Genomic DNA, 17,342 nt, shown 5'->3' with positions numbered 1-17,342 from the left:
AGGAAGCTTAATGCGCAAACCAACCCCCACCCTGCCCGGGGTAACCCGGCGGCAGGTACTGACCTGGTCGACCGGGGCGATTGCGGCTACTGCCACCGGCGTAGCTAAAGCCGTCACCCTGACCGGCGCCCCCGGATGGACACCCTTTTCTGATAATCCCCCCGAGACATTTGAAGGCCAGGGCCTGCTGTTTTTCACCGAGGAAGAGGCGGCAACCATAGACGCCATTGTTGACCGTTTGATCCCCGCTGATGAGCTGAGCATGGGCGGTAAAGACGCGGGCTGTACGATGTTTATCGACCGCCAGCTGCACGGCTTTTATGGCACTTATGAGCGGTTGTATATGGAAGGCCCTTTCGACAAAGGAGCGCCTGAACAGGGCGACCAGTCGCCGCTGGTGCCAAGAGAGCGCTATCGCACCGGTATTGCCGCACTGAATAAATATTCCCAGTCAGCCCATCAGAAAGCCTTTAAGGATCTGAAGGCTGACCAGCAGGATGAGATCCTGCACGGTCTGGAACAGGGCAAAATTACCTTCGAAGGTTACGACAGTTCTGCTTTCTTCGCCCAGGTGTTGATCAACGCCATGGAAGGCTTCTTTGCAGACCCGGTTTATGGCGGTAATAAGGGGATGGTTTCCTGGAAGATGCTTGGCTTTCCCGGTGCCCGTTACGACTATCGCGATGAGATCCTCCTCCACAACCAGGATTTGAAGCTGCAACCCGTGAGCATTGCTGACCTGTCACCACAGAAAAAAGGATCCTGACATGGCGAAGAAACTTCCCAAGACCGACGTGGTGGTAATTGGGCTCGGCTGGGCCGGCGCCATTATTGCTAATGAACTGGCGGATGAAGGGCTGAACGTTATCGGCATAGAACGTGGTCCGTGGCGTGACACGGCTCGCGACTTCAATGTGGCAACTATTACCGATGAACTGCGTTACGTTCAGCGCCAGGAGTTAATGCTTCGCACCCGTCAGAACACCTGCACAATGCGCAATAACCCTTCTCAGACAGCCTTGCCCATGCGTAGCTGGGGTTCTTTTCACCCTGGTAACGGTACGGGCGGCGCGGGAAACCACTGGGCGGGCATCACTTTCCGCTTTCAGCCTGAAGAGTTTCGCCTGCGCAGCCATCTGAGCGAACGCTATGGCGCAAACGCCATCTCTTCTGACCTGTCGCTACAGGACTGGGGCATGGAGTGGAATGAGATCGAACAGCACTACATGCAATTTGAACGCGTTGCCGGAACCTCTGGCAAAGCGGGCGTGCTGAACGGGGTGAAGCAGGAAGGAGGCAACCATTTTGAAGGTTCCCGTTCTGGCGAATATCCAACGCCGCCGCTTAAACAACCTTACGGGCCGACGCTGTTTGCCGAAGCAGTCCGCAACATGGGTTATAACCCTTTTGCAGTTCCCTCTTCGCTGGTCTCTGAGGCTTACACCAACCCCTACGGCGTGACGATGGGTCCCTGCACCTTCTGTGGCTTCTGCACCAACTATGGTTGTGCTAACTACTCGAAAGCCAGCGCCATCACCACCATCCTGCCAGCCCTGATGCGCAAGCCGAACTTCACCGCACAGACCAGCTGCGAAGTGTTGCAGGTGCTGACTGATTCAACCGGCAAAAAAGCGACCGGCGTAACCTATATCGACTCCAGCGGCGACGAATGGGAACAACCTGCCGATCTGGTGATTGTGGCAGCTTATACCTTTGAGAACGTGCGTCTGATGCTGCTCTCCAATATTGGTAAAGCTTACGATCCGGTCACCAACACCGGCACCACCGGCCGCAATTACGCTTATCAGACCGCCAACGGCGTTACGCTCTTCTTTGATGACAAGAATTTCAATCCGTTTATCGGTGCGGGCGCAGTAGGCATGGGCATTGATGACTTTAACAACGACAACTTTGACCACAGCGGGCTTGGCTTCTTCGGCGGTGGCAGCATTCGCGTGACGCCTATTGGCGGTGCCCCAATCAACACGCGTCCTGTTCCGCCAGGCACGCCGAAATGGGGCACCGAATGGAAAAAGGCCACGGTGAAGAATTACCTCAGCACCATGACCATCGGCTGCGAGGCCAGCAGCTATACGCAGCGCACAAATTATCTGTCGCTGGACCCTAATTACAAAGATCCGCATGGCAGACCATTGCTGCGCATCACTTTCGACTTCCCGGAAAATGACCTGCGTATGGCGCAGTACTGTACCGGTAAAGTGGCGGAGATTGCGAAAACCATGAACCCACGGCAGATCGTCTCCAAACCCACCAGCGGCCACTGGAACAGCGTGCCGTATCAATCCTCTCACGTCTGCGGCGGATTTGTTATGGGTGCCGATCCGTCGAACAGCTCGGTTAACAAGCATCTTCAGGTTTGGGATGTGCCTAACCTGTTTGTGGTCGGCGCCTCTGCCTTCCCACAGAACCCCGGTTATAACCCAACCGGCACCGTTGGCGCGCTGGCGTTCAAAGCTGCCCATGACATTCGTCAGCACTATCTGAAACGCCCAGGGGAGATGATCACCGTATGAAAAAGCGCACGCTTTTCGCACTCGCTGCGATCTCCCTTTCCACCCTGAGCGTTGCTCAGGCTCAGCCGGAATACGATCAGATTGAACGGGGCCGTTACATCGCCACGCTGGGTGACTGCACCGCCTGCCATACTGCTGACCCCAGCAAGCCTTTTGCCGGTGGCGTTCGTCTGAACACCCCTTTTGGCGCGCTGGTGGGGGCGAATATTACCCCCGATCGCGAGACGGGGATCGGTGACTGGAGTTTTGATGACTTCCAGCGGGCAATGTCTGAAGGGGTGGGTCACGGTGGCAAACGGCTTTATGGTGCGATGCCGTTTACCGCTTATACCAAAGTCTCCCGTAAGGATAATGCCGATCTGTGGGCCTGGCTGCAAAGCCTTCAGCCCATCCATCAGCAAGTGGAGTCAAACCTGCTGCCCTTCCCCTTCAACGTTCGCACCAGCCTGATTGTCTGGAACTGGATGAACTTTGATAAGGGCGAGTTCAAACCCGATATGAGCAAGTCTGCCGAATGGAACCGGGGTGCCTATCTGGTGCAGGGCCTGGGCCATTGCGGCACCTGCCATACGCCTAAGAATATGCTGGGCGGCGATAAATCGAGCCAGTATATAGGCGGTGCAGTTGTTGAAGGCTGGTGGGCGCCCAATCTGACCAGCGATGAACATACGGGACTGGGTAAATGGACGCAGGAAGATATTGTCAGCTATTTGCGCACCGGCGTTAACCGCTATGACATCGCTTCCGGACCGATGGCTGACGCGGTGAAGAACTCCACGCAGCACTGGCGGGATGAGGATCTTAAGGCGGTAGCGACTTACCTGAAGTCAACGCCAAAACTGGGTGAGGATAAACCTGCCCCGCTGGCGGCTGATGACAGCAGGATGAAAATTGGCGCAACGATTTATGAGGCCAAGTGTTCAGCCTGCCATGCGCCTGCAGGCCAGGGCGGTAAAAATATCTTCCCTCAACTGGCGAATAATCCGCTGGTGAATGCGCCAAGCGCCACCTCACTGATCCATGTGGTGGTCGCAGGCAGCCGGGGCGTGGATACCGATGCCCGACCGACGGCACCAGCCATGCCTTCCTTCGACGGCACCTTGAGTGATGAGGATATGGCCGACGTCATTACCTTCGTACGCAACAGCTGGGGCAACGCCGCGCCAGCGGTCAGTGCCAGTGAGGTTAACGATCTGAAGAAAGAGTTACGCAAGTAGTCAGTTGAAGAAAGGGGCGGCGCAGGTTACAGCCGCCCTTTTTTAATCAGAACTTTTGCTTCAGATAGTCTTGAATGCGGGTCAGCATCCCCGCCTCTTTGATTTCCTGTAACGTCACCAGCGGATAGGAGGCGAGCTGTTTGTCGCCATCCACGAGCTGGATTGATCCCACCTGCTCGTGCGCTGGCAACGGCGCTGTCAGATTTTTACGTTCGATAACGTATTTCGCTTTGATTTTCTTCACTTCATCTCGAGGAAGCGAGAGGTAAACGTCTTTGTCGCTGCCCACGGAAACCTGATGCGGGTTGCCGTACCAGACCGTTTCATGACCAATCTCTTTACCGGCATGGAACAGCTGAACGGTATCAAAATTGTTCTGCCCCCAAATAAGCAGTTTGCGCGCCTGCTCTTCACGTCCTTTAGGGCTTTTGCCGCCCATCACTACCGCGATCAGACGACGCTGACCATCCACGCTGGAGGCGATGATGTTGAATCCTGCACTTTCCGTATGGCCGGTCTTCAGTCCATCCACATGCAGCGTTTTATCCCATAACAAACCGTTACGATTCTGCTGGGTAATGCCGTTCCAGGTCAGGGATTTCTCACTGTACATCTGATAAAAATCTGGCTCGCCGGAGATGATGGCGCGGGAGAGTTTCGCCAGATCGGCGGCTGTTGTGTACTGGCCTGGCGCATCCAGACCGTGCACCGTTTCAAAATGGGTATTGGTCAGGCCCAGTTTCTGCACGTACTGGTTCATCTGTTCGACAAAGGCAGACTGGCTGCCAGCGACATAATCCGCCAGCGCCACACAGGCGTCGTTGCCGGAGTCGATAATGACGCCACGGCTCAGATCCCTGACTGATACTTTCTCGCCTGGCTTAAGGAACATCAGCGAAGATCCCTTAAATACTGGATTCCCGGCGGCCCATGCATCCTTTCCTACCGTCACCATATCATCGCGCGTGATACGCTTTGCGTCGATAGCGCGGTCAACCACATAGCCGGTCATCAGCTTGGTCAGGCTGGCCGGGTTTCGACGCTCATCGGCGTTGCCCTGTGTCAAAACCTGGCCGGTAGTGGCATCCATCAATACCCAGGAGGCGGCATCTATGGCCGGTGCCGTCATGGGAAAGGAGAGAGGATCCTCATCGGCCTGGGCCACAAAGGCAAAAGCCAACAATACACTACAACTTACGAGCTGACGCTTCTTCAACGGAACACCCTCAAAATTTTGCTGTGAAAAAAACCTGCCTGTTGTACGGGATTGCACCGAAGATTGTGTTAATAAATTGCAAGAAAATATTAATTTTCAGCTGATTACCCAGACATTTTTGCCTGGTTTTACGCCGTTTAACCCGCAGGACCAAAGAATAAAACCCAGGGAAATTCCTATAAATTTGAGTTTAGGAGCGCGAGCGCTTGCTTGTACTGACCTGTCCTTTACGCTTGGCTGACGAAAATTTACATATAAGCGAGGTTTTACTATGTCAGCTACCAGAGGCTGGTCTACTGAGTTGGAAGGACTAAGGGGCATTGCGTCGCTTTGGGTGCTGGTCGGTCATATCAGCTTGCTGGTTCATTGCCATATCACGCTGATCTCATCGCCTGGTATAGGCGTCGATCTCTTTATCCTGCTTTCCGGCTATCTGATGGCGAAGAATTATGTCGAACGGCAACACAAGGAGCCGTGGCAGAGCGCCAGTACTATTAAAAAGTTCTGGACTCGTCGCTTTTTCCGCATCGCCCCGCTCTATTATTTGCTGCTGATTATTGCGCTGATTTACGGGCCGTGGTTTGGCGAAATGCGCGATACGATTTCGCATTTCTACACAGGCACGGCGACGGAATCTTCCCGTTATTCCGATCAGTCTCTGGCTAATATCTTTACGCACTTCAGCTTCCTGTTTGGCGTCCTGCCGGCCTATGGCTTTAATACCGTGCTGCCGGACTGGAGCATTGGGCTGGAGATGCAGTTCTATCTGCTTTTCCCGTTCATTATGCTGGTGACTATGCGCTTTGGCTTTGCCGCCTCGCTGATTGGCTTTATGGTGCTGTGCTGCGTTGGGCGTTATGTGCTGGCAGAGTATTACGAGGCGTTTGAGATGCCCTCTATGATCCTGATTAAGCTCAATATGTTCCTGTCCGGCATGTTGCTGGCTGAGGCTGTGCGTCGTAAATCGGTGCTGTATATAGCCTTTGCCCTGCTTGGCCCGGTAGCCAGCGTGGTGATTGGCCTGGAAGCGATCCCGCTGCAGATAGCGATGGAAGTGCTGATGATTGTCGGCATGGCCGCCATTCTGTGGCAATACGTTGAAGGGAGCCTGATAGCGCGGCTTATCGCCCTGCCCCGTAAACTGCTTAACAATCGCGTGAGCACCTGGCTGGGTGACGTCTCATTTTCAGTCTACCTGCTGCACCTGTTGATTGTGATCCCGGTGATTGCGCTGCTGCTGACGCATACCAACCTTGAAAACAAGAGTGACCTTATGCGCTTCGCTTTGGTATCGGTGATCTGCCTGCCGGTAACCTATGCGCTCGCTTCGCTTCTGTACCGGTTTGTTGAAAAGCCGGGGATTTTGATTGGGAAGAAAGTTTTGGGGCAAAAAGCTGTAGCGCGTAATTTAGCGGGTTAAGAATATAATAGCCCGGTCAATTGTACCGGGTTTTTAATAAGCAAAAATGAGAATTTGTCTGACGGCATTTTTCGAAAGTAAAAGTAAATAATGTAGGATTAATATTTAAAGTCTTTTTGTGGACGACATGCGACACATCACAAATGAATAACACTAAAAAATTAAACCATTGATTATTATACCTCTTTTCTAATTGAAGACACCCTTATTGCTTTCCTGTTAAACATAAAAGGCCTTTCAATAATTAAATATGTTAAAGCGCTAATCAAGATGATAAAAATTACCGAAACAAGTGAAAAATAAAAATGTGAACATCCGTTTGGCAGTAAGTTAATACATACGTTAAGAATCAAGCCATGCATTAAATATACACTATAACTTATTAAACCAGCGAACTTAAATGCTCTTGAAGTTAAAATTCCAAAAATAGTACATCCAGATGAAACTAGAATAAAGAAAACACCAACAGAGATAATATTCAAGGGTTCATAAACTGTATCATGATAACATAATGAAAAAGATATTGATGCTAAAGCTAAAATTGATGAAACTGTTTTTAATACCGTAAATGAATGTAGAAATTTTATGTAATCTTTGATATAAGATGAGAGCATACCAAAAATAAAGCACAAATATATTGTTGCTTTTTTAGCATCGAAAATCCCTGAAAAATAATACGAATACAAGACAATAAATGAGGCAATTACAAGAAATAACGCTCTCTTTCTTGTTGAGCAAAAAACATATATCAATGGAGTTATAATATAGAATTGCCATTCTATAGCAAGTGTCCAGATTACACCTGCATTTATTCTTCCATAATCGAAAGAATCTGTAATTCCATTATAAGGAATCATCCCAAAAGCTAACCATCCAAACCAATTATTAACAACCCCCGTTATCCCACCTACATTACGCATACCAAAACAAAGAGAAACCAAGAAAATCAGGGCAATACTAAAATAATACATTGGTGCTATTCGTTTAAATCTTTTAATATAAAAATCTTTTACATTTATTTCACCGGATGATTTTAATCCCTTATCAAAAAAAAGGAATCCAGTAACCATAAAAAAAACACATACAGCGACACCGCCAAGATTGACTATTAGATTACGAAGGAATTCATTATTAACAACTTCTCGGCTATCCCCCAGATAGATATGCCATTTATTATTTATATGGTACTGATATACAAAAAAAGAATGATGGATTACTACAGCTATTGCAGCAAACCCTCGAACACCATCTAAAGTTTTATGCGCACTAATTTTTGTCACTTCAGGAAAAAGTGGAAGAGATTTGATGTTAGAGCCTACCCAACATAATACAATAATTAAAATAAATGTTAAAACAATAGTAAAAATGGGGTTCATATTTTCACTCTAACCATTATCGTTTAGCTATTGTATCAATACGTTACATGAATATCAACATCCTTACAAAAATTAAACATAATCCATTGTATTTTTTAACAAAAAGACATCTTTATTTATTTCCCCTATCCTCTTTGAGGATTTCCTATGTAAACAAAGCTATCGGATTTTTTTTATTCATGTCATCCACTAACTATTTAAAGTGTTAATAAATTATGATTTTTTAAAGTTAATATGATTAAGGTTATAACACTCAAAAAATAACAACGTGCTCTAATAAAAATTATTTTTAAATAAAACTTAACGAAAAAATAAAAATTCCACATTAAATCTTATTATCAACTGAAATACTTTATTTCCGACATAGCGTCTTTAAACCTTCTTATAATTATCAGGTAGATAATATTTCAATAATCCCCCTTGGCTTTTTAGTTTTATATACAACAATAGCACCTATCTTTTTGTGCACTGATGTAAACCCTGAAATTAATAAGTAGTTATATATCAATTATGAGCCCCTTGATTAACATATCGTTTAGCAATTTCATTCTGTCATCATTGCTATACTTAGAAGCACCGGCGGCTATTTTTGAAGAAAATTCACGCTCAGCTATAGCGAGTTCGAAAGGGCACAAGCTTTCTTGAAGCTTCCTTAACTGTGGCCATCCGCATCAGATACTTCAGGACTGCCCCAATATGGTTTACCATGTAGCCATTAATCTCCCTTATTTTTACACTCAGCAGTGGAAAAAAACATCTGTGAAACCTAACAAGCCTGAACCCACCTTCCTTTTCCACGACTACGAGACCTTCGGGAAAAGTCCGTCGCTGGACCGTCCTGCGCAGTTTGCCGGGATCCGTACGGATATGGATTTCAACATCATTGGTGAGCCTGAGGTGTTCTATTGTCAGCCAGCGGATGATTACCTGCCACAGCCAGAGGCGGTGATGATCACCGGAATTACGCCGCAGCTGGCAAAGGCCAAAGGGATGAGTGAGGCGGATTTCACTAAACGTATTCACGCGTTGTTCAGCGAACCGGGTACCTGCATTGTTGGTTATAACAACGTGCGGTTTGATGACGAAGTCACGCGCAACCTGCTCTATCGCAATTTTTACGACCCCTATGGCTGGAGCTGGCAGAACGGCAACAGCCGTTGGGATTTACTGGATGTGATGCGCGCCTGCTACGCGCTGCGTCCTGAAGGAATAGAGTGGCCTGAAAATGATGATGGATTTCCCAGCTTCCGGCTGGAGCACCTGACCAAAGCCAACGGCGTGGCGCATGAAAATGCCCATGACGCGATGTCTGACGTTTATGCCACCATTGCTATGGCAAAGTTGGTGAAAGAGAAGCAGCCACGGCTTTATGAGTTCCTGTTCAGCCATCGCAATAAAAACAAAATCACCACGCTGATTGATATTCCGCAAATGAAGCCGTTGGTGCATGTCTCTGGCATGTTTGGCGCTTTCCGTGGCAACACCAGCTGGATTGCGCCGCTTGCATGGCATCCTGAGAATAAAAATGCGCTGATCACCTGTGATTTAGCGGGCGATATCTCGCCTCTGCTGGAGCTGGATGCCGATTCACTGCGCGAACGGCTTTATACCCGTCGTGACGAGCTGGGCGATAACGCGCCGGTTCCGGTCAAACTGATGCACATTAATAAATGTCCGGTGGTAGCGCCTGCAAATACGCTCCGCCCGGAAGATGCGGAACGATTAGGGATCGATCGCCAGCGCTGCCTGGATAACCTCACCCTGCTGCGTCAGCATCCTGAAGTGCGTGAAAAAGTGGTGGCGCTGTTTGCCGAAGCGGAATCTTTCAAAGCTTCTGACGACGTTGATGCGCAGCTGTATGACGGTTTCTTTAGCGATGCCGATCGTAATGCAATGACCATTATCCAGCAGACGCAGCCGGAAAATCTGCCAGCGCTGGATCTGACCTTTAATGATGCCCGCATCGAAAAGCTGCTGTTCCGCTTCCGCGCCCGTAATTACCCGGGAACGCTGGATGAAGCTGAACAGAAACGTTGGCTACAGCATCGACGTGAAGCGCTTAATCCAGAGCGGGTCCAGAGCTATGTTCAGGAACTGGAGATGCTGTTTAACCAGTACGAAGGCGATCAGGCGAAGATGAGCCAGCTTAAGGCGCTGTTCGATTATGCGCGAGAATTAGTTTCCTGAAAGCCTTGCCCCTAAAGAGAGTGGTGGTAAGGTTAGCCGGACGGCAGGCGTAAGCCAATTCAGTACACCAGAAATTAAAGATGTGTTCAGCACGATCAAAAAAGGGCGCCGAAGCGCCCTTTCTTATTTCAGCTTGATAAAGCCTTACATCGGCTCTTCAGTGCATTGTGGTACCGGGTTACGGAAGCTGCGGGTCACAAAGGCCAGATAAACCAGACCAATGGTGCCCCAGACCAGGCCGAGGATCATGGAACTCTCTTCCAGGTTAATCCACAACGCGCCAACCGTTAACGCCCCGCACAGCGGCAGAAGCAGGAAGTTGAAGTTGTCCTTCAGCGACTTGTTACGGCCTTCACGGATCCAGAACTGGGAAATCACCGACAGGTTCACGAAGGTGAATGCGACCAGCGCACCGAAGTTAATCAGCGCAGTGGCAGTAACCAGATCCATGGTGATAGAAAGCAAAGCGATCATGCCTACCAGCACCACGTTCAGTGCCGGAGTACGCCATTTCGGATGAATGTAACCGAAGAAACGCTCCGGGAACACGCCATCACGGCCCATCACGTACATCAGACGGGATACGCCCGCATGCGCGGCCATACCGGAAGCCAGTACGGTGACACAGGAGAAAATCAGGATGCCGAACTGGAAGGCTTTGCCCGCCACGTAAAGCATGATTTCCGGCTGTGAGGCATCAGGATCTTTAAAGCGCGAGATATCCGGGAAATAAAGTTGCAGGAAGTAGGAGACCACTACAAACATTATTCCGCCAATCAGAGCCGTCAGGAAGATAGCCTTAGGGATCACGCGCTCTGCGTCTTTGGTCTCTTCCGAGAGCGAACTGATACCGTCGAAGCCCAGGAACGAGAAGCAAAGGATCGTCGCGCCGGTAATCATCGGCACAACATGGGCATTCTCAGACCAGAAAGGTTTACTGCTGACCAGCGTTCCGGCACCTTCGCCGTGCGCCACGCCATAGATCACCATGCCCATGATCACCACCATCACCGCAACCTGCAACACCACGATCACGCTGTTGAAGTTAGCCACGGTTTTGATGCCCTTCAGGTTGGAGAGCGTCATAAAGCCCACCAGCAGCACTACAAAGATCCAGGAAGGAATACCAGGTACCAGCGCTTCGAAATAGATTTTAGCCAGCAGGATATTGATCATCGGCATGAACAGATAGTCCAGCAGAGATGACCAGCCTACCAGAAACCCGACGTGCGGGCTGATAGCTTTCTGAGCATAGGTATAGGCCGAACCCGCCGAGGGGAAGCGACGAACCAGCTTGCCATAGCTCAAAGCCGTAAACAGGATAGCGATTAACGCAAACGCATATGCCGTAGCCACATGACCGTCGGTCAGGCCAGAGACGATGCCAAAGGTATCAAACAGGGTCATTGGCTGCATATAAGCCAGGCCCATCATCACTACCGGCAGTAAAGTCAGCGTTTTTTTCAGATGCGGACGAGATGATTGAGGATTAAGCGACATGATTTACTCTCCCCATAGCGCCAACCGTGACGGGTTGAACCACAGGGAAACTTCCCGCGAGGCGAGAGTTTTTACTTTTCTTTGACGGGAGAACGAACAGGCAGGTGCGGGTGAAGGAGTGACCCGCTGCAGCGCCGTAGTCATCACGCTGGCGGATACCGGCGTGCGCAGGAGTAATTAAGTGTTGCCCCATTAGTATTATCCTCAACATAGCACGTCCGTGCGTGCTAAAAGCGTGTATCTATCCGGTTCTGCACCGGCCTCTTAAAAGCGAATGTAATTTCTGCAAAAAAATAACCGGCGCGATAAGCGACGGTTATAGATATCATTTTGCAGGGCGCATATTCTGCACTATACGCAGGGATAAAGACAAGAGATTGAGACCTTCCGTAACAATTTCTTTGCTTGCGGTTAAAGGAATCAAAAACCGGATAACATTAGCGCGCACCCCGCAAGAGAGCAGGATTAACCCCTGACGTCCCGCTTCCTGCACCAGAGCCTGAGTCAGCGCTTTATCAGGCCTTGTCCGGTCCCGCGCTTCTACCAGCTCCATTGCCACCATTGCGCCAGTGCCACGAATATCGCCAATACAGTCAAATTCCTCAGCCATATTATGCAACGCCGTTTTCAGCCATTCACCCTGCTGTTGCGCTTTTTCATTCAGCTGCTCTTCATCAATTAAACTTATGACGGCCAGTGCGGCAGCAATGCCGATCGGTGAGCCGGCATAGGTTCCACCCAAGCCACCCGCTTCTGCTTTCTCCATCAGCGATTTTCGTCCCACCACGGCTGAAAGAGGGAATCCACCCGCCAGGCTTTTAGCCATAGTGAGTAAATCAGGCTCCACCCCGCTGTGTTCGATGGCGAAGGTTTTACCGGTACGGCAAAAGCCGCTCTGGATCTCATCGGCAATCAGCACAATGCCGTGCTCATCGCAGAGCTTGCGCAACTGGAGCAGGAAGGAGGCCGATGCGGCATAAAAGCCCCCTTCTCCCTGCACAGGTTCAATGATAATCGCGGCTACGTCGTCCGGTGCCACATCTGCGGCAAAGATGCCCTGCAGCGAAGCCAGAGACTGCGTTTCACTGATCCCCAGATATTCGGAAGGATAAGGCGCATGGAAAATCCCACCGGGGAAAGGTCCATACCCTTTTTTGTAGGGCTGGACTTTGCCGGTCAGCGCCATGCCTAACAGCGTTCGTCCGTGGAAACCGCCACGGAAGGCGATTACGCCGCTACGTCCGGTGGCGATGCGCGCAATTTTTATCGCATTTTCGACTGCTTCAGCCCCGGACGACATCAGCAGGGTTTGTGTCTGTCCGGCAATCGGCACCAGCGCGTTGAGTTTTTCCGCCAATTCTATATAACTGCCATAAGGCGTAACCTGAAAACAAGGATGGCTGAAGCACTCAAGCTGAGCGGTTACGGCCTGGATAACTTTAGGATGATTATGTCCGGTATTGACTACAGCAATGCCGGAGGCGAAATCAATATAGCGTTTGCCCTCCACATCCCAGATTTCGGCGTTAAGCGCCTTCTGCACATATACCTGTAGCGAGTTTCCCACACCGCGTGTCACCGCCGCTTCACGTCTTGCCTGCCATTGCTGGTTGGTTTGCGTCATCTTCAGCCTCCCGTCAGGCGTTTTTCAACATCCAGTCAATTTCAGTTGCGGTGATCAGACGTTCGAAATGCATCAGCTCATGGTGTTTACAGCTGTGCCAGACGAAGGCGAATCGCTCACCCAACAGTTTTTGCAGGGCATGGCTCTGTTCAAATTCGCACAGCGCATCGCTCTGGCGAACAGGCAACGGATTACCCTCAGCTTCATGACCGTTGCCCTGAATGGCGGGCGGCAGAGGAAGCTGAGTATCAATACCGTGCAGCATCCCGGCTAAAATCGCAGACATCACCAGATAGGGATTGGCATCCGCTCCGGCAACACGATACTCGATGCGATGGTTATCGATATCGCCACAGGGGATCCGCAACGCCACGGTGCGGTTGTTATGGCCCCAGGAGGCCTGTAACGGCACAAAGGCATCCGGCAGAAAACGGCGATAGGCGTTGACGTTGGGAGCAAGCAGCGCCATAGAAGCTGGCATCAGGTCAATCATTCCCGCCAGCGCCCGTTTCATCAGCAGCGAGTTACTGCCATCGTCACAGGCGAACGCGTTGTTATCTGCGGCATCCAGCATGCTGATATGGACGTGCATGCCGCTGCCAGCATACTCTTCATAGGGCTTGGCCATAAATGTGGCGGTCATGCCGTGATTTTCCGCTACCTGGCGCACCAGGCGTTTTAGCTGGATAGCATGGTCGCAGGCGCTGAGGACGTTACGAGTGTGATGAAGATTGATCTCAAACTGGCCGGGCGAGGCTTCCGCCAGTGCGCCATCCGCCGGAATGCCCTGCTGTTTCGCCAGTGAATCAATGTCACTCAGCACCGCAGAGAAATGGTCAAGGTTGTCCACGGAATAGACCTGGCTTTGCATGTTGCGCTCGTCGCTACCCGGCGAACACGGCGGCTGGATATAGCCTTCCGCATCACGCTGTTTATCGACCAGATAGAACTCCAGCTCTACCGCTACCACCGGAAACATCCCTCGATTGCGCAACTGTTGCCAGAGGTGATTAAGTACGTTTCGGGGCTCAACGTCAAAGGGAGTACCATCTTGATTACGCATGGTCAAAAGCACCTGCGCCAGATGTTGAGGGTCTGCTGCTGAGGGAATTAGCGTGCCTTCCACCGGAAGACAGATGTTGTCCGGTTCACCGAGTGCCTGGCCTAACCCTGCTTCTTCAACCGTGTTACCGAGGATGTCCATGGCAAAGACGGAAGCGGGGAAATAACACCCTTTTTCAAGTTTATTCAGGCTGGCGATGGGGATTCGCTTACCACGAAACACGCCGTTGAGATCGTTCAGGAGGATATCTACGTACTGGGTTTCAGGATGGCGTTCCAGATAAGTCTGCACTTCATGCTGGAACGCGCTGGTTCGTTTCTCTTCACTGTGTCTCGTGAAGTCCTCTACCTCGACAATATTTGTCATGATTCGACCCTTCGCTTCGTTGTTGAGCGTTGCTCAAAATAACAGCCACATTTCTAACATAGCGCCAACATAAAAAGTGTGCAAATGTTACATCCAAGTTTATTTTGCAGCCAAATGCGTTTGAATATTGTGCAGCAGATTGCTAGATTGAAAATATATTGCACAAAATTGCGCCAGAAGCGCCTTTCCGGTAGATATTTCGAACAAGAGGTAGAGGGAATGAATGGGCATTATATTTAACAAGCCATTGATTGGCGTAGTGATGTGTCAGATCGATAAAGGCGGACATCCTACACAAATCGTGCATAACAAGTACCTCGACGCGGTGCTGCAGGCTGGTGGTGTGCCGCTGGCTTTGCCGCAGGGATTAATGTCTTCTCCTCATCTGTTAGAAATTGCCATGGCTCCACTGGATGGGCTTTTGCTTACCGGCAGTCCCAGTAATATCGAACCGCATCATTATGGCGAGAGTGGCACAGAAGCCTGTGCCGATGCCGGTCGCGACAGGCTGGCTTTTGCCTTAATTAAGGCGGCGATTGCACAGCGCCTGCCCATGCTGGCGCTCTGCAGGGGGTTGCAGGAGCTGGTGGTAGCGACTGGCGGTACGCTTCATCGTCAGTTGCACACTCTTTCCGGTTTTCAGGAACATCGTGAAGACGCAGGGCTTTCCCTTGAGGAACAATATGCTCCCTCTCACGAAGTCTTTGTCGAGCCAGACGGCCTGTTGTCATCGCTGGTGGAAGGCTGCGAGAAATTCTGGGTTAATTCGCTACACCAGCAAGGGATCCGCTCACTTGGCCCCTCAGTCCGCATTGAGGCGCGTGCCGCAGACAGGTTGATTGAGGCTGTCAGCCTGGAAGATCACCCTTTTGCTCTGGCAGTACAGTGGCACCCGGAATGGCAAAGTGAAAAATCAGCGTTATCCCGTCTGCTGTTCGAAGGATTTATTCACGCCTGTCAAAGGTATCAGGAGGAAAAAAGGCCATGAACGAAGCCGCTCCGGGACGACGGTTATCGGAACTCCGCCAGCAATTGGGCATGTCACAACGACGCGTTGCTGAATTATCGGGTCTGACGCACAGCGCTATCAGTACTATTGAGCAGGATAAAGTCAGCCCTGCGGTCAGCACGCTGCAAAAATTATTAAAGGTCTATGGCCTCTCCCTGTCGGAATTTTTCTCCGAACCGGTAAAAGATGAACCGCCGAAGGTCGTGGTTGATGCCGGGGAGTTAATTGATATCGGCAGCCAGGGCGTATCGTTACGGCTGATCCATAACGGCAATCCCAAAAGAACGCTGGCGATGCTGTTAGAGACCTATGAGCCGGGAGCCACCACAGGCGAGAAAATTCGTCATCAGGGTGAAGAGACCGGTACGCTGCTGGAGGGACAGATTACCCTGACTATCAGCGGCCAGAGCTACTCCCTACATGCGGGACAGAGTTATGTGATTAATACCGGTCATCCGCACAGCTTTACCAATTCATCTACCCAGCCCTGCCGGATTGTCAGCGCACACACACCGGCCACCTTTTAGCGCATGAATGAGGAGAGCGTTATGGATCATGTGAAGAGTTATTATGCTGCGACAGCCAATCCTCATGAGTCCTGGCCTCAGCTTCAGGAGAGTATTCAGTGCGATGTCTGCGTGATTGGCGCAGGCTTTACCGGGCTTTCCTCGGCGCTGTTTCTTACTGAAACGGGGTACGACGTGGTGGTGTTGGAAGCGGCAAAAGTGGGGTTTGGCGCCAGCGGCCGCAACGGCGGGCAGGTGGTGAATTCCTACAGCCGGGATGTGGATGTGATTGAGCAACGCTACGGCAAAGAGAGCGCCCAACTACTCGGCAGCATGATGTTCGAGGGTGCCAGTGTAATCCGCGATCGTATCAGTCGCTATGCTATTGATTGCGATTTCCGGCCCGGCGGCATTTTCGCTGCGCTGAACAAGCGCCAGCTGCACCATCTGAAGCTTCAACATAAACGCTGGCAGCACTATGGCAACGCTGAACTGGAGATGCTTGATGAAGCGGCAATGCGCCGTGAGGTTGCCAGCGAGCGCTATGTAGGCGGGCTGCTGGATAATAATGGCGGCCACCTTCATCCGTTAAATCTGGCGCTGGGAGAAGCAGAAGCGATTCGCCGTCATGGTGGGCGTATTTATGAAAGGTCAGAGGTCATTTCAGTCTCCTACGGTACGCCGCATCAAATAACCACCGCTCAGGGTCAGGTGACGGCAAAATTCGTGATTTTCGCCGGAAACGCCTACCTTGCGCCGCATCTTGAGCCACGACTGACGCGCATGAGCATTCCCTGCGGCTCGCAGATTATCACCACTGAGCCACTCTCTGCGGATAAAGCGCTGGCGTTATTGCCTAATAATCGCTGTGTGGAGGACTGCAATTACCTGCTTGATTACTTCCGTCTGACTGCCGATAATCGCCTGCTCTATGGCGGCGGCGTGGTTTACGGCGCGCGCGAGCCGCAGGATATTGAAACATTGATCCGCCCCAAGCTGCTTAAAACCTTCCCGCAGCTGGCAGAGATTAAATTCGATTATGCCTGGAGCGGCAATTTCCTGCTGACCCTGTCGCGTATGCCGCAAATTGGCCGTCTGGACAATGGCGTCTTTTATATTCAGGGCGACAGCGGACATGGCGTGACCTTTACCCATCTGGCAGGAAAGCTCGCCTGCGAGGCGATTAAAGGGCAACCCCAACGCTTTGATGCCTTCGCCAAAATCCCGCACCTTCCCTTCCCTGGCGGTCACCGTTTTCGTATCCCCCTTACTGCAATAGGCGCAGCCTGGTATTCGCTGCGGGACCGGTTAGGGGTTTAACCGA

General features: G+C 50.9%; 14 protein-coding genes. 8 read left to right on the top strand and 6 right to left on the bottom strand.

Annotated features, from left to right (window positions below):
• The first annotated feature begins 10 nt into the window (after nt 1–10).
• From SD961_RS15325 to SD961_RS15315, 3 genes are read left to right on the top strand one after another with little or no spacing between them, the layout of a single operon-like run.
• Nucleotides 11–766 (top strand): gluconate 2-dehydrogenase subunit 3 family protein, encoded by a 756-nt coding sequence (locus tag SD961_RS15325; RefSeq protein ID WP_318791212.1) that lies wholly within the window; start codon nt 11–13, stop codon nt 764–766.
• Nucleotide 767: 1 nt separating this feature from the next.
• Nucleotides 768–2,534 (top strand): GMC family oxidoreductase, encoded by a 1,767-nt coding sequence (locus SD961_RS15320; protein WP_318791211.1) that lies wholly within the window; start codon nt 768–770, stop codon nt 2,532–2,534.
• Nucleotides 2,531–3,751: a cytochrome c gene (locus SD961_RS15315; RefSeq protein ID WP_318791210.1), complete on the top strand. Its 1,221-nt coding sequence runs from the start codon at nt 2,531–2,533 to the stop codon at nt 3,749–3,751. The genes SD961_RS15320 and SD961_RS15315 overlap by 4 nt, the downstream gene beginning before the upstream one ends.
• A gap of 46 nt (nt 3,752–3,797) precedes the next feature.
• Here SD961_RS15315 and dacD read toward each other — a convergent pair whose 3' ends face one another.
• On the bottom strand, nt 3,798–4,967 hold the full coding sequence (dacD, locus tag SD961_RS15310; RefSeq protein ID WP_318791209.1) for a serine-type D-Ala-D-Ala carboxypeptidase DacD: 1,170 nt from the start codon (nt 4,965–4,967) through the stop codon (nt 3,798–3,800).
• Nucleotides 4,968–5,238: 271 nt separating this feature from the next.
• Here dacD and SD961_RS15305 point away from each other — a divergent pair, with 271 nt between their 5' ends.
• On the top strand, nt 5,239–6,387 hold the full coding sequence (locus SD961_RS15305; protein WP_318791208.1) for an acyltransferase: 1,149 nt from the start codon (nt 5,239–5,241) through the stop codon (nt 6,385–6,387).
• 176 nt (nt 6,388–6,563) lie between these two features.
• Here SD961_RS15305 and SD961_RS15300 read toward each other — a convergent pair whose 3' ends face one another.
• Nucleotides 6,564–7,763 (bottom strand): acyltransferase, encoded by a 1,200-nt coding sequence (locus SD961_RS15300; protein ID WP_318791207.1) that lies wholly within the window; start codon nt 7,761–7,763, stop codon nt 6,564–6,566.
• A 759-nt stretch (nt 7,764–8,522) separates the two neighbouring features.
• Between SD961_RS15300 and sbcB the strand changes: the two genes are divergently transcribed.
• Entirely contained in the window at nt 8,523–9,950 is a 1,428-nt protein-coding gene (gene sbcB / locus SD961_RS15295) for an exodeoxyribonuclease I (RefSeq protein ID WP_318791206.1), read from the top strand.
• Nucleotides 9,951–10,094: 144 nt separating this feature from the next.
• On the opposite strand, the gene SD961_RS15290 is transcribed toward sbcB, so the two are convergent.
• The 4 genes from SD961_RS15290 to SD961_RS15275 all read right to left on the bottom strand — a co-directional run bounded on the left by SD961_RS15290 (nt 10,095) and on the right by SD961_RS15275 (nt 14,506).
• A complete protein-coding gene (locus SD961_RS15290) occupies nt 10,095–11,450 on the bottom strand; it encodes an APC family permease (protein WP_318791205.1) in 1,356 nt (451 codons plus the stop codon).
• The gene (locus SD961_RS15285; protein WP_318791204.1) at nt 11,440–11,643 is read right to left on the bottom strand and encodes a hypothetical protein; all 204 of its coding nucleotides are present in this window, start codon (nt 11,641–11,643) and stop codon (nt 11,440–11,442) included. The genes SD961_RS15290 and SD961_RS15285 overlap by 11 nt, the downstream gene beginning before the upstream one ends.
• A 132-nt stretch (nt 11,644–11,775) precedes the next feature.
• Nucleotides 11,776–13,074 (bottom strand): 4-aminobutyrate--2-oxoglutarate transaminase, encoded by a 1,299-nt coding sequence (gene gabT / locus SD961_RS15280; RefSeq protein WP_318791203.1) that lies wholly within the window; start codon nt 13,072–13,074, stop codon nt 11,776–11,778.
• Nucleotides 13,075–13,087: 13 nt separating this feature from the next.
• On the bottom strand, nt 13,088–14,506 hold the full coding sequence (locus SD961_RS15275) for a glutamine synthetase family protein (protein WP_318791325.1): 1,419 nt from the start codon (nt 14,504–14,506) through the stop codon (nt 13,088–13,090).
• A gap of 220 nt (nt 14,507–14,726) precedes the next feature.
• Between SD961_RS15275 and puuD the strand changes: the two genes are divergently transcribed.
• From puuD to SD961_RS15260, 3 genes are read left to right on the top strand one after another with little or no spacing between them, the layout of a single operon-like run.
• Entirely contained in the window at nt 14,727–15,491 is a 765-nt protein-coding gene (puuD, locus tag SD961_RS15270) for a gamma-glutamyl-gamma-aminobutyrate hydrolase (protein ID WP_318791202.1), read from the top strand.
• Nucleotides 15,488–16,039, top strand: coding sequence for an HTH-type transcriptional regulator PuuR (gene puuR, locus SD961_RS15265; RefSeq protein WP_318791201.1), 552 nt, complete (start codon nt 15,488–15,490; stop codon nt 16,037–16,039). Before puuD ends, puuR begins: the two co-directional genes overlap by 4 nt.
• 21 nt (nt 16,040–16,060) lie before the next feature.
• Nucleotides 16,061–17,338, top strand: coding sequence for an FAD-binding oxidoreductase (locus SD961_RS15260; protein ID WP_318791200.1), 1,278 nt, complete (start codon nt 16,061–16,063; stop codon nt 17,336–17,338).
• Nucleotides 17,339–17,342 lie beyond the last annotated feature (4 nt).

Source organism: Erwinia sp. MMLR14_017, assembly GCF_033657285.1.
Lineage (GTDB): Bacteria > Pseudomonadota > Gammaproteobacteria > Enterobacterales > Enterobacteriaceae > Erwinia.
This window is presented reverse-complemented; position numbering and strand designations above follow the sequence as displayed.